Here is a 12,659-nt window from a genome sequence, read left to right as displayed (position 1 = left end):
ACGCGCTGCGCCGCGATTTGAGCTGGACTAAGATTAGCTGTTGCTGCCGAGTGGGCAGAAAGCGCTAGCGTAGGCTGAGCGAGTATGATCTTATTAGCGCATTTGGCCGTTGCAGTGATAGGGAGGCCAGGATGGATTCAGCCGATGTGACCTGTGAACAATTAGCAACCCTGCCTCCGGAGCGGCTAGCGGCGGTTCAGGGACTGCTGACGGGATGGCTGGCTACGCCTGAGTCTGAGGCGTTACCGATTTCGGCAGCGATCGCGCAAACGGTTGTGAATGATTGGCTGCTGCGGGTGCTTTCAGATCGGTTTACGGCGCTGGAGCCGCGATTGATTGCCGGGGGCGATATCTGGTCAGTAGCGGTGGGGCTGGCTTATCCACATATTGGCGTCGTGGGCGAGGTGGGCGAGGTTTTGGTGAGTGCGTTTTCGCGGGGAATTATTTCAGCTACTCAACCAACGGTCATGAAGTCGGCAGGGATGGCGTGCTATAGGGAACGGGAAGACGCGATCAATGCCGCCTTTTTATCCGCAGGAAACGCCTGACTCTTGTGTACCGGCTTGCTTGCGAATGGTTTTAGCGGAGGCGGGGACTGTCATTTCCGAGTCTGAGTTGCGCCGATTGTGCGATTGCACAATCTTTGGAACGGAGGCTTTGCAAGCGGTTGAGGCGGCGCGGCAGGTAGGTTTTGTAAAAGCGCGTAAGGCAAACCTGACGATGGTGCAGTTGGATGACCTGGTAGCGCAGGGGTTGTATCCCATTGTGTACGTTGGGCTGATGCCAATTGATCGAGTCAGGGGGATTCATTCATTAGTGGTTGGAGAAACCGATGAGAATGATGTGACAGTGTTAGATCCATTGGTAGGAAAACGTCAGGTAAATCGATCTCATTTTGAGGCTGCTTTTCGGCTAACAAATGGTTTGACGATTATGATTGCTGAATGAAAATTCTGATTAAGATTCGGCAGGATCTGGATGAGCTGGAGGGGTTGCTAGGATGAAGATCAGCTCTGCTCAGTTGATAGAGGCGTAGCTCCGATGACTCTGGCATCTAAACCCATGACGCTGCAAGCGTACCTCGACTATGACCCTGGCACAGAGACTCAATACGAGCTGGTGAATGGGGAGCTAGTTGAAATGCCGCCTGAGAGCGATCTAAATCAGCGAATTGCATCGCTATTATTTGCCTTTTTCCTAAACCAGGGAATTCCTAGCTATCGGGTCAGAATGGGAACCGAGATTGTAGTCAGCAGTGCAGGGGCAACGACGCGCTTTCCGGATGTGATGGTGCTATCTGAAGATTTGGCAACCGCGCTGGAAGGGGCCAGCCGCTCGACGGTGATGCCAGAGATGCCGCCGCCGCTGCTGGTGGTTGAGGTGGTGAGCCCAAGACAGGAGAGCCGAGATTATCGCTACAAGCGGGCTGAGTATGCCGCCCGGGGGATTGCGGAATATTGGATCGTGGACCCGATGCGGCAAAAGGTGACGCTGCTGGAGTGGGTGGAAGGGCTGTATGAGGAAACCGTCTATGAGGGAGATAACCCAATTGCCTCACCGCTGTTTGGCGTTTTGACGCTCACCCCTGCACAGATTTTGCAGGGACGCTAGGCGTCTTAAAATGAGGATCAGCTCTGCTCAGTTGATAGAGGCGTAGCTCCGATGACTCTGGCATCTAAACCCATGACGCTGCAAGCGTACCTCAACTATGACCCTGGCACAGAGACTCAATACGAGCTGGTGAATGGGGAGCTAGTCGAAATGCCGCCTGAAAGCGATTTGAACCGCCGGATCGCCATGTTTTTGGTGATCTATTTTGCTCAGCGGGGCATTCCACCGCACCGTTTGACGATGAAGACTGAGATTGTAGTCAGTGGTGCAGGGGCAACGACGCGCTTCCCGGATGTGATGGTGCTATCTGAAGATTTGGCAACCGCGCTGGAAGGGGCCAGCCGCTCGACGGTGATGCCAGACATGCCGCCGCCGCTGCTGGTGGTTGAGGTGGTGAGTCCGAGACAGGAGAGTCGAGATTATCGCTATAAGCGGGCTGAGTATGCCGCCCGGGGGATTGCGGAATATTGGATTGTGGACCCGATGCGGCAAAAGGTGACGCTGCTGGAGTGGGTGGAAGGGCTGTATGAGGAAACCGTCTATGAGGGAGATACCCCAATTGCCTCACTGCTGTTTGGCGTTTTGACGCTCACCCCGTCACAGATTTTGCAGGGACGCTAGGCGTCTTAAAACGATATATCTATGAGGCGCTGGCCTATGCTGCCTGGCGAACAGAAGAAAAGAATTATGGCACAAGTAAAGGTTTTTCATGATCGGATTGGCAACACGCTAACGGTTTGGTTTGGTAGTCCTGAAGATGAGTTTGAAGTCGAAGAAACGGGGGATGAGGTGGTATTGATGAAAGACGCCCAAGGGAAAGTGATTGGATTTGAAAAGCTCAATTTTATGCCTGCCTCGTCAGAACCCGTTCGCGTTGCCTTTGAAACTTTTGCCGTCTAACAGAATGTTTTCGATACTCGATAATAAGTTTTGAACAGATTTGGAATGGACAAAAACCTGACATTTCGCTACGACAAACTAGGCGATATTCTTTACATCGACACCTGTGCTCCTTATTCTGATCAGGAGTCTGATGAGATCGGTGATGAAATCATTGCCCGCTTGAATCCTGATTCGGGGGCGATCGAAAATCTAGAAATTCTCTTCTTCTCAACTCGCCTAAATTCGAGTATGCCGTTAGAGCTGCCGATTCAAGCCGAACTCAGATTAGCAGGTTAAGTAGGTGTATCTCTTATAGAGTAATAATTTTGGCAAGGCGAACAAGCCCGATAGTAGGCCATTTTGGTCAAAAATAAGATTTGGACAGATTAGGATGCGTTGGAGGAATTGCTTAGATGAGATGGGCATATGAGACTGTGTCAATAGGACAGCTTGTTTCTCCCGTAAGTAAATGGGATCCTCGTAAATGTGAAACTAATCGGTCTTTGGCGTATATAGATATCGCTTCAGTTAATAGAGAATCAAAGCAAATAGAAGAAGTCAGTGAAATCTACGCTCATGAAGCACCTAGCCGAGCAAGACAATTAGTCAAAGATGGCGACGTTTTAGTTTCAACAGTCAGACCTAATCTAAATGCAGTTGCTCAAGTTAACTATTCAATCGACAGTGCTACCGCTTCGACTGGTTTCACTGTTCTGAGACCTAAAACCAATCAGTTAGATTCTCGATATTTGTATTATTGGGTTCGTAGTCCTTACTTCGTCGAAGACATGACACGGCAGAGTACAGGTGCTAGTTATCCTGCCGTTTCTGACTCAATCGTAAAGAAATACTTTATTCCTCTCCCGCCTCTTGATGAGCAGCGTCGGATTGCGGCCATTCTGGATAAAGCGGATGCTGTGCGCCGGAAACGTCAGAGTGCGATCGCGCTTACCGAAGACCTGCTACGCTCAGCATTCTTAGAAATGTTCGGCGATCCAGTGACTAACCCAAAAGGATGGAAAGTAGCACCGTTAGAAGATTTTTGTCTCATTCAATCGGGGATAGCCAAAGGCAAGAAGGTTGACTCGTCCAAGACGGTATCAGTTCCCTACATGAGAGTTGCGAACGTACAAGACGGATACCTAGATCTATCTGAGATAAAAGAGATCAGTGTTCTACCGTCAGATATTGATAGATATGCTTTGAAGACTGGTGATGTATTGCTAACCGAAGGTGGTGATCCTGATAAGTTGGGCAGAGGTGCAATTTGGAATGGAGAGGTTCAAACCTGCATTCATCAAAACCATATTTTTTGTGTTAGACCAGATGTTTTTATTGCTGAGCCTGGATACCTTTCAGCACACATTGGCAGCGAACGAGGAAAGCGATTTTTTCTAAGGGCAGCCAAACAAACGACGGGAATAGCCACAATCAATAAAACGCAATTAAAGAGTTTCCCCGCACTCTTACCTCCGCGTCAGCTCCAAATCGATTATCTCAATTTTGCTAAAAAGCTCCGATTTGTTAGTTCTCGTTTAAAAGAACACTTGACGCAATCAGATAACTTTTTCAACTCTCTGCTCCAGCGCGCCTTCCAAGGCGACCTCTAACCCACCAGCCCGCAACTTCTCTCACTGCACCCCAAACGCCGTTCACCAACCCTCACATGGCTACCCCCGTCCTAATCCTGCAACAAACGATCATTCAGGTCCTGCAAGACTTCCTGGAATTCTTAGGCCCAGACCCCGATGCTGACGCCTACCTCGCGATCGACAAAGACAATCACCACTACCTGCTAATCGAAACCGGCTGGCAAAACGACCGCCGCATCTACGGTACGCTGATCCACATCGACATCATCGGTGAAAAAGTTTGGATTCAGCACGATGGCACCGAAACCGGCATTGCCAACGAACTGACCGACCTCGATATTCCCAAAGACCAAATCGTCCTCGCCTACAAATCTCCAGAACGCCGAAAAATTACCGATTTTGCCGTCTCGTAATTACAGAACATCAATGTCTATCACCCTTGACCTCCCCCCTCAAATCGAAGCCCTGCTTCGCCAGCGCGCCGAAACTACCGGGCAAGACATCGGCCAAATTGCTGTTACCGTTTTGACCTGGGGCCTCAGCCTCAGTGATGCCGACTTCTTTGAAACCCTCAACGGTATTCAACGCGGCCTGAACAACTTTGAGCAGGGCCAATTCTCCAGCCTTGACGACTTCATTGCCGAGCAAAACCAAAAATACGGCCTTTCCCTGAGAGGTCGTTTAGAGAGGTATCGGTTATGAAGCTTTACACCTTAGGATCCCCCTAAATCCCCCTTGAGAAGGGGGACTTTGAAAGCTTATCCCCCCCTTTCTAAGGGGGGCTAGGGGGGATCCGATACGTCTCGCTACTGACTATCTTCAAAATGATTAGGTACTGACTTAATCACAGAAAATCAACCTTATTGGGCATACTACAGATCGAAGCGCATCCCGACCCTCATGCCCTCCAACTTTGACTTCCTCAAGCCCGCCTTCCCAAAGCTTTACGCCCACGCCGTCGAAGCCGAGCGTCTGGCCGTCACCTCTCCCCGGGCCTGCTGCTTCTACACCCGCTTCGCCCTAGAGCAGGCCGTCCTCTGGCTCTACGAAAACGATCCCTACCTGCGCCTCCCCTACGACACCGGCCTGGGTGCCCTGATCCACGAGCAAACCTTCAAAAATAACCTTAAGCCTGGCCTCTTCCCCAAAATCCGCGCTATCCATAAAAAAGGCAACCTCGCTGTCCATAACGCCAGCGAAGTTCCCGAGCCAGAAGCCCTGCAGCTGGTGCAGGAACTCTTCCACGTCCTCTACTGGCTCTGCCGCTACTACGCCCCCAACGGCAAAGCCCTGCCCGCCCTCCAGTTCGACCGCAGCCGCATCCCCCAGGCCGCCGCTGCCGAGCCTGCCATCAGCCGGGAGCAGCTGCAAACCCTGGAGCAAGAGCTTTCCCAGGCCGACAAGAAGCGCCGGATTGAAGCAGACCGCCGCCAGCGCACCGAAGCCGAGCTGGAAACCCTCAAAGCCCAAATCACCGCGCTAAAGCAGCAAAACGAAGCCCTGCCCGACAGCCACGACTACCACGAAGCCGACACCCGCCGCTACCTAATCGACGTGCTGCTCCAGGAAGCCGGTTGGGACATCCGCTCGCCCAATGCCACTGAATATCCGGTGCAGGGCATGCCCAATGCCTCCGGCAGCGGCAAAGTAGACTACGTGCTGTGGGGCGATGACGGCAAACCTCTGGCCCTGGTCGAAGCCAAACGCAGTACTGCCGACCCCACCCAGGGCAAACACCAGGCCAAACTCTACGCCGACTGCCTGGAGCAGCAGTTTAACCAGCGCCCGGTGATCTTCTACACCAACGGCTACGAAACCTGGATCTGGGACGACCGCCAATATCCGCCCCGCGCCATTTCGGGCTTTCTGAAAAAAAGCGAGCTAGAGCGGCTGATCTTTCGCCGCAGCCACCGCCAGCCGCCCGCCCAGGTGCCGATCAATGAAGCGATCGTCAACCGCAGCTATCAGCGCGAAGCCCTCCGCCGGGTGACCGAGAGCCTGTGCGATCGCAAAGAACGCAAGGCCCTGCTGGTGATGGCCACCGGCACCGGCAAGACCAGAACCGCGATCGCCCTGGTCGATCTGCTAAAAAAGGCTAACTGGGTCAGCCGCGTCCTGTTTTTGGCCGACCGCACCGCCCTGCTCACCCAGGCCTACCGCGCCTTTAAGACCCATCTGCCCACCGTCACCCCGCTGGACCTGACCCAAGACAAAGCCGCCGACAGCGCCAACGTCGTCCTCTCCACCTATCCCACGATGTACAACGCCATCAGCCGTGACGGCGGGCAGCGGGTTTTCGGGCTGGGCCATTTCGACCTGATTATCGTCGATGAGGCGCACCGCTCGATCTATCAAAAATATGGGTTCATCTTCGACTACTTTGACAGCCTGCTGGTGGGCCTGACCGCCACCCCCAGAGCCGAAGTAGACCGCGACACCTACCAGATTTTTGAGCTTCAGCAGGGCGTCCCCACCTTCGCCTACGAACTGGACGATGCGGTGCAGGATGGCTACCTGGTGCCGCCGCGCGGCGTCAGTGTTCCCTTCAAATTTCTGCGCACCGGCGTCCGCTACAGCGACCTTTCCCCCGAGGAGCAGGCCGAGTATGAAGAGAAATTCCGCGACGCAGAGACGGGGGAAATTCCCGATCAGGTCAACGCCGCCGCGCTGAACCAGTGGCTTTTCAACATCGATACCGTCGATCAGGCGCTGAAGCTGCTGATGGAGCGGGGCCTGAAAGTAGACAGCGGCGATCGCCTGGGCAAAACCATCATCTTCGCCCGCAACCATGCCCACGCTGAGTTCATCGTCGAACGCTTCGACCACAGCTATCCCCACTACCGGGGCCAGTTTGCCCAGGTGATCGACAGCCAGAGCGCCTACGCCCAGAGCCTGCTGGATGACTTCGCCGAAGCGCCCAAGCAGCCCACCCTGGCCGTCTCCGTAGACATGCTCGACACCGGCGTCGATGTGCCCGAAGTGGTGAACCTGGTCTTCTTCAAGCCGGTCTACTCCCGAGTCAAGTTCAACCAGATGATCGGGCGCGGCACCCGCCTGTGTGAGCACCTATTCGGCCCCGACCAGCCCAAGACACATTTTCTCGTCTTCGACCTGTGTAGCAACTTTGAATATTTCAGCCAAAACATCCCCGAGGCCAGTCAGCCCCTGCCGCAAAGCCTGACCAGCCGCCTGGTGCAGCATCGGCTGCGGCTGAGCCAGCTGCTGACCGGGCCAGCCGCCGCGCCAGACCTGCGCGATGCCCTGCTCGATGACCTGCATCAGCATGTGGAGACGATGCCCCGCCAGAACGTACTGGTGCGGCGGCACCTGCAGGCGGTGGAGACCTTTGCCCAGCGCGATCGCTGGGAAGAGCTGTCGGAAGAGGATGTGAGCGCGATCGCGACCCATCTGGCCAGCCTGCCCAACGGCCTGCCCAATGAAAACCATCTGGCCAAGCAGTTTGACCTGCTCTGCCTGCAGCTACAGCTGGCTATTCTGGAACAAAGCAAAGCCTTTATCCGCCTGCGAGACAAGCTGCGCGATACCCTCACCCAGCTAGAGCAGAAGCAGGACATCCCCATGGTCAAGGCTCAGCTTCCGCTAATCCAGGAAGCCCAGGCCGAAAGCTGGTGGGAAAACGTGACGGTAGGCATGGTCGAAACCCTACGGGTGACGCTGCGCCACCTGGTCAGCTTTATCGACCGGCAGCAGCAGCAGATCGTCTATACCCACTTTGCCGATGAGATGGGCCGGGTCGCCGAGGTCGATGTCCCCACCTACCAGACCGGCTTCAGCCCCTATCAGTATCGCAAGAAAGTAGAAGCCTATATTCGGGATCGGGAAAATCACGTCACCATTGCCAAGCTCAAGCGCAATCTGCCGCTGACGGAAACCGATCTAGACGAGCTGGAGACCCTGCTTTTCACCCCCGAGGCCGCCGAAAGCCGCGATCGCTTCGAAGCCGTCTACGGTAGAGATCTCAGCCTCAAGCAGTTTATCCGCAAGCTGGTGGGGCTAGACCGCCAGGCCGCCAAGCAAGCCTTCTCAACATACCTGGAAGCCAGCCGCTTCAGCGCCAACCAAATCCGCTTTGTCGAAACCCTGATCGACTACCTCACCCAAAACGGCACCATGGACCCCGGCCAGCTTTACGATCCTCCCTTCACCGACCTGCACAGCAACGGCCTCAGCGGCGTTTTTGCAAACGAGGAAGCCGGGAGCATCATCGCGATCGTCCACTCCTTCAACGAGACAGTGGATGCTCAATATGGGGTTGGGTAGAAATCCCAACGACCACAAACCGATACACGTCCACATATATAAGCGCGGCGGTCAAGCTAAAATTAACGCTAAGACATCAGAACTGATTGCCGTAGTCGGAGCTTACAGCAAAAAAGACCTCAAAAAGACAAAACAGCTAACTGCAAAGTATCAAAAGGCAATCTTGGATAAGTGGGAGGAACTATATGGTTGACTACCTCATCAGGTGTGCAACGCTCGTTTGATGTAGACCTGCTACAGGGTGTTGCTGGTGGCTCTGACAGCGCGATCGCAAATGTTGAAATCATCGGCGACGGCGAGGCGCTGCACTGGCCCGAACTCGATGCTGATCTGTTGGTGCATAGCCTGATGCAGGGCATCTACGGTACGAAGAAATGGATGGATTCATGCGGAGGTCGCAATGAGGCTGACCGTCAAAGATTTAGAGCGGCTACAGGCTAAGCTGGACGGCGACTATCGGGCTGAGCTAGTCGATGGAAACATAGTGATTATGAGTCTATCGGGCTATGAATCGGATGAAGTTGCCTCTGAGTTTGGTGCTCAGCTCCTCAACTGGGCTAAGCCTCGCCAGCTGGGACGGGTAACGGGTGCGGGTGCAGGGTTTAGCCTACCCAAGGGAGATATACGCACCCCGGATGTGTCGTTTGTGAAAGCCGAACGGCTGCGCCGCAGCCCTCGCCGCTTTGCCGAACTCGCCCCGGACCTGATGGTCGAGGTGACGTCGCCGACGGATAGCCTGAAAGGGCTGCGAGCCAAGATTAACGAATTTTTGCAGCAGGGTACCCAGGTAGGTATTTTGTTCATCCCGAGCAGCGCTGGCTGGAGGTTTGCCGCCTGAATGCGGAGCCGGTGCGGCTGGTGGATGGGGAGGTACTGACCCTGCCGGATCTGCTGCCGGGCTGGGAGGTGCAGGTGTCTGAGCTGTGGCCACCCGTGTTTGAGGAGTAAAATTGACTATGCCAGATTAGGGGTTGCAGGTTGATTCAGGACAGGACACCACAGACGGGGGATGCGCTACAGGAGAAGCAGCCGCGGGGGGTTGCAAAGGCGCGATCGCGGGAGTTTAGCTGGAATTTTTGGCCAGCGGCACCGCTGTATCCCTACGGTCAGCGGCGTACCCTGCAGCGGGAGATCGTCAAAGACCGGATTTGGACCTTTGACCAGACCCAGGGCATTCTCTATGTGATTGTGCCGGTGCGGATGACGGTCGTCAGGCTGGCGTCGGGCGGGCTGCTGGTCTATGCGCCGGTGGCACCGACGCCGGAATGCGTGCGGGGAGTGCGATCGCTAGAAGCCCTCCACGGTCCGGTCAGATACATCATCCTGCCGACGGTTTCGGCGATTGAGCACAAGGCTTTCGTCGGCCCCTTTGCCCGCCAGTTTCCCCAGGCCCAGGTCTATGTTTCACCCAACCAGTGGAGCTTTCCGGTCAACCTGCCGCTGAGCTGGCTGGGCTTTCCCCCGAACCGAACTCAGGTGCTGCCTGCGAACTCCGCCGATGCGCCCTTTGCCGACGAATTTGACTATGCCACCGTCGGGCCAATCGACCTCAACGCAGGTCCCTATGTCGAAACCGCTTTTTTTCATCGGCTAACCCAGACGCTGCTGATGATCGACTCGGTGCTGACCGTTCCGACCGACCCGCCGCCGGTGCTGGCCCTAGACCCCTATCCGCTACTCTTTCATGCCCGAGAAGATGCGTTTGATACGGTAGAAGATACAGCAGAGAATCGACGCAAGGGCTGGCAGCGGATTGCCCTATTTACCTTCTACTTCAGCCCCAGCGCCCTAGAGGTGACCGGCCTGGGCCAGACGCTGGCAGACGCCCTGAAGTCGCCTAACCGGTCTAAAAAGGCCTATTTTGGACTCTATCCCTTTCGCTGGAAAGCAGACTGGCAGCAGTCTTTTGAGACCCTGCGCTGTGAAGGCAGACTGCTGGTTGCGCCGATTCTGCAAACGCTGATCTACAGCCGGGCCGCAAAGCAAGTGCTGGACTGGGCCGACCAGATCGCCAGCTGGGATTTTCAGCAGATTATTCCCTGTCACTTTACGGCCCCAGTTGCCGCAACCCCAGAGCAGCTACGGGCAGCGTTTACCTTCCTCGAAAGGCCCGGTGCGGGGAGTAAGACGCATCCTTTGCCCGAGGCTGACTTTGCACTGCTGCGGAAGATTGACCGGCAGCTGAATGGAAGTGGTGTGCTGCCGCCGTCGGGGGGAGGGAGTGGGTAGTGGGGTGATGGGATATGTAGGGGCAGGGTCTCCCTGCCCGTGCAGCGAGGTCATAGGTAACAGGGGTGATTTAGGGTGCGGGAAGATCGATAGGAATGGTTTGGTGGAAGTTGCTGTAGTCGATGTAGCGATCGCCTTCGTCAGTGTATTGAAAAATATCCTTGAAACGGCTGTTCCAGCGGATTTCGGGGGCGGCGTAGCTGTAACGGGCATGGATGGTTTGGGCCACGGTTTCATCTAGGCCGCTAAAGGAAATCGCCAGCGTCGCGTTGTGACGCTGGAGTGAGGCTTCAGTTGAGCCATAGAGGGGACTGTCTGGCTCAATCGGGTGCATCGCTGTCCAGGTGAGGAGAAAGCTGGGGGTCTGGTCGCGCAGCAGCCGCAGCTGATGAAATCGCCGCAGCCGCTGGCCTTCAGCGCTGACTTCATCGCGCATGATATAGACCCGCAGCTGGGCTTCTGAAATCTGGTTGCGCCGCTCGTTGGCGGCGCGAAACATCAGGGTCGGAATGCCTTCAAACTGGGTAATCACCGCGACTTGGCTAAACATCACCCTGGCCGTAGGCCGGGAAAAGCGAGCAAAGGCGAGGCCAGTCAGCACTGCTACCCCGAGCAGCCCGGTTAGTGCCTCCAAGGTGACGAGAATATCGGCATAGAGATTGGCGGGGTGCATCGCGCCGTAGCCAATGGATGCCAGGGTTTGCACGCTGAAGAAAAAGGCGTCTTGAAATGAGCCCGGTTCAGCATTGACAATCGCATCCCCACCGGCCAAATAGGCTAAGGCAAACAGGGCATTGCCCAGCAAATATAGCCCTGAGGTAATCGCGATGAAGCCAGGCCAGGGAATGGTCAGCATCAGGTGATAGGGATCGCGCCAGTAGGAATACCAAGCGCCAAGGCCCACCACCCGAAATCGACCGTTTTCAACCTTAATTCGAACTTTAGAGAGGTTGGCTACCTCCCGACTTGCTGCTTTAGACCGTCTCAGGCTCAATGTTGGAAATTAGATAGACATTGTCGTTGTAATCGTAGAAGTTGATTTATGCTGGCTGAGCTTAATCTACCGTTTTTGGGTCAGTTTGGGAATCAGATTCAAAATTTCTTGAAATATCGGTGAATCATCGGACAGTCAGCCTAACCTACAGTCTTAAATTAAGCCGCCTTTACTTAGAAATAACCTGACCATAACCTTGACCCGCTGCTCTCTTAAACTTGCCTCTTTACATTAGTTTGTGGCCTGTAATTTAAGTCACGGAGTATTTGATCATGGTAGCGAGCAGTCAAAAAATGTCCCGGTTTAAGGGGTTAGCTGTGATCGCGGCAGCCGCCGGAACCGTCAGCCTGAGCGCTGGCCAAGCGCTTTCCCAATCGAACGACCTAATTGAGATTGATGGATCCAGCACCGTTTTTCCGATTACTGAAGCCATTTCCGAAGAGTTTATGGCTCAGAGTGACGCTCGGGTCACGGTTGGCGTATCCGGTACGGGCGGCGGCTTTGAGCGATTCTGTGCGGGTGAGACCGACATCTCTAACGCTTCGCGGCCGATTAAAGAAACCGAAGTTGAAGCTTGCGAAGCCGCTGGCGTTGACTATGTGGTGATTCCGGTTGCAACAGATGCGATTACCGTTGTCGTCAGCCAGGATAACGAGTTCCTATCAGAGCTGACGGTTGATCAGCTGCAAACCCTGTGGGAGCCAGCGGCCGAGGGCACCATCACCCGCTGGAATCAGCTCGACCCCAGCTTCCCCAACGAAGAGATCAGCCTCTATGGTCCAGGGCCTGACTCAGGGACCTTCGATTACTTCACCGAAGAAATTGTGGGTGAAGAAGACTCTAGCCGCGGTGACTATACCGCTAGCGAAGATGACAACGTTCTGGTCCTGGGCGCAGGGTAAGCGCAAGAAAATCGTATCCAAAGTATGCATTGGCTTTTGGGCGCTGCAGACGTGGCTAGAAGCCCCAGTTTTTCGTACTCGCCTTTCTCAATAGCTTTACCCTGTTGACATAGGCGCGGCCATTTTTCTCAATAAGGCAGTCTTTATTGATTCTTGCGCTTACCCTGG

15 protein-coding genes and 1 pseudogene are annotated in these 12,659 nt (G+C 54.8%); 15 read left to right on the top strand and 1 reads right to left on the bottom strand.

The features are described from left to right. Positions 1–131 precede the first annotated feature (131 nt). From IQ241_RS13470 to IQ241_RS13405, 14 genes and pseudogenes are all read left to right on the top strand, one after another. Positions 132–548 carry a hypothetical protein gene (locus tag IQ241_RS13470; RefSeq protein WP_193907964.1) on the top strand — a complete coding sequence of 139 codons (417 nt, stop codon included), beginning with the start codon at positions 132–134 and terminating at the stop codon, positions 546–548. A gap of 25 nt (positions 549–573) precedes the next feature. Next, complete coding sequence (locus IQ241_RS13465) at positions 574–948, top strand: cysteine peptidase family C39 domain-containing protein (protein ID WP_265579896.1); 375 nt, start codon at positions 574–576, stop codon at positions 946–948. Between the two features lie 93 nt (positions 949–1,041). Then, positions 1,042–1,611 (top strand): Uma2 family endonuclease, encoded by a 570-nt coding sequence (locus IQ241_RS13460; RefSeq protein WP_193907960.1) that lies wholly within the window; start codon positions 1,042–1,044, stop codon positions 1,609–1,611. A gap of 51 nt (positions 1,612–1,662) precedes the next feature. Continuing rightward, a complete protein-coding gene (locus IQ241_RS13455; protein WP_193907958.1) occupies positions 1,663–2,232 on the top strand; it encodes a Uma2 family endonuclease in 570 nt (189 codons plus the stop codon). Between the two features lie 66 nt (positions 2,233–2,298). Then, positions 2,299–2,511: a DUF2283 domain-containing protein gene (locus tag IQ241_RS13450; protein WP_193908063.1), complete on the top strand. Its 213-nt coding sequence runs from the start codon at positions 2,299–2,301 to the stop codon at positions 2,509–2,511. A gap of 45 nt (positions 2,512–2,556) precedes the next feature. Then, positions 2,557–2,790 (top strand): DUF2283 domain-containing protein, encoded by a 234-nt coding sequence (locus IQ241_RS13445; protein ID WP_193907956.1) that lies wholly within the window; start codon positions 2,557–2,559, stop codon positions 2,788–2,790. A 206-nt stretch (positions 2,791–2,996) separates the two neighbouring features. After that, positions 2,997–4,103: a restriction endonuclease subunit S gene (locus tag IQ241_RS13440; RefSeq protein ID WP_193907954.1), complete on the top strand. Its 1,107-nt coding sequence runs from the start codon at positions 2,997–2,999 to the stop codon at positions 4,101–4,103. A gap of 56 nt (positions 4,104–4,159) precedes the next feature. After that, a complete protein-coding gene (locus tag IQ241_RS13435) occupies positions 4,160–4,498 on the top strand; it encodes a XisI protein (protein ID WP_193907953.1) in 339 nt (112 codons plus the stop codon). Between the two features lie 13 nt (positions 4,499–4,511). Continuing rightward, positions 4,512–4,787 (top strand): hypothetical protein, encoded by a 276-nt coding sequence (locus tag IQ241_RS13430; protein ID WP_193907950.1) that lies wholly within the window; start codon positions 4,512–4,514, stop codon positions 4,785–4,787. A 198-nt stretch (positions 4,788–4,985) separates the two neighbouring features. Continuing rightward, positions 4,986–8,366, top strand: coding sequence for a DEAD/DEAH box helicase family protein (locus IQ241_RS13425; protein ID WP_193907948.1), 3,381 nt, complete (start codon positions 4,986–4,988; stop codon positions 8,364–8,366). Next, positions 8,344–8,559, top strand: a complete 216-nt coding sequence (locus IQ241_RS26565) for a DUF4160 domain-containing protein (protein ID WP_193907946.1) — start codon at positions 8,344–8,346, stop codon at positions 8,557–8,559. Before IQ241_RS13425 ends, IQ241_RS26565 begins: the two co-directional genes overlap by 23 nt. Then, a complete protein-coding gene (locus tag IQ241_RS13415) occupies positions 8,538–8,807 on the top strand; it encodes a DUF2442 domain-containing protein (protein ID WP_322743654.1) in 270 nt (89 codons plus the stop codon). The genes IQ241_RS26565 and IQ241_RS13415 overlap by 22 nt, the downstream gene beginning before the upstream one ends. Continuing rightward, positions 8,767–9,314, top strand: a pseudogene (locus IQ241_RS13410) (Uma2 family endonuclease). The gene IQ241_RS13415 and the pseudogene IQ241_RS13410 overlap by 41 nt, the downstream one beginning before the upstream one ends. A gap of 30 nt (positions 9,315–9,344) precedes the next feature. Then, positions 9,345–10,595, top strand: coding sequence for a DUF4336 domain-containing protein (locus IQ241_RS13405; RefSeq protein WP_228021684.1), 1,251 nt, complete (start codon positions 9,345–9,347; stop codon positions 10,593–10,595). 70 nt (positions 10,596–10,665) lie between these two features. On the opposite strand, the gene IQ241_RS13400 is transcribed toward IQ241_RS13405, so the two are convergent. After that, positions 10,666–11,589, bottom strand: coding sequence for an ion channel (locus IQ241_RS13400; protein WP_193907943.1), 924 nt, complete (start codon positions 11,587–11,589; stop codon positions 10,666–10,668). Between the two features lie 272 nt (positions 11,590–11,861). Between IQ241_RS13400 and IQ241_RS13395 the strand changes: the two genes are divergently transcribed. Next, positions 11,862–12,491 (top strand): substrate-binding domain-containing protein, encoded by a 630-nt coding sequence (locus tag IQ241_RS13395; protein WP_228021683.1) that lies wholly within the window; start codon positions 11,862–11,864, stop codon positions 12,489–12,491. Positions 12,492–12,659 lie beyond the last annotated feature (168 nt).

It is taken from the genome of Vasconcelosia minhoensis LEGE 07310 (assembly GCF_015207255.1).
In the GTDB taxonomy this organism is placed as follows: Bacteria; Cyanobacteriota; Cyanobacteriia; order Phormidesmidales; family Phormidesmidaceae; genus Vasconcelosia; species Vasconcelosia minhoensis.
The sequence above is the reverse complement of the archived record's forward strand: the minus strand, read 5'-3'. Positions and strand labels throughout refer to the sequence as shown.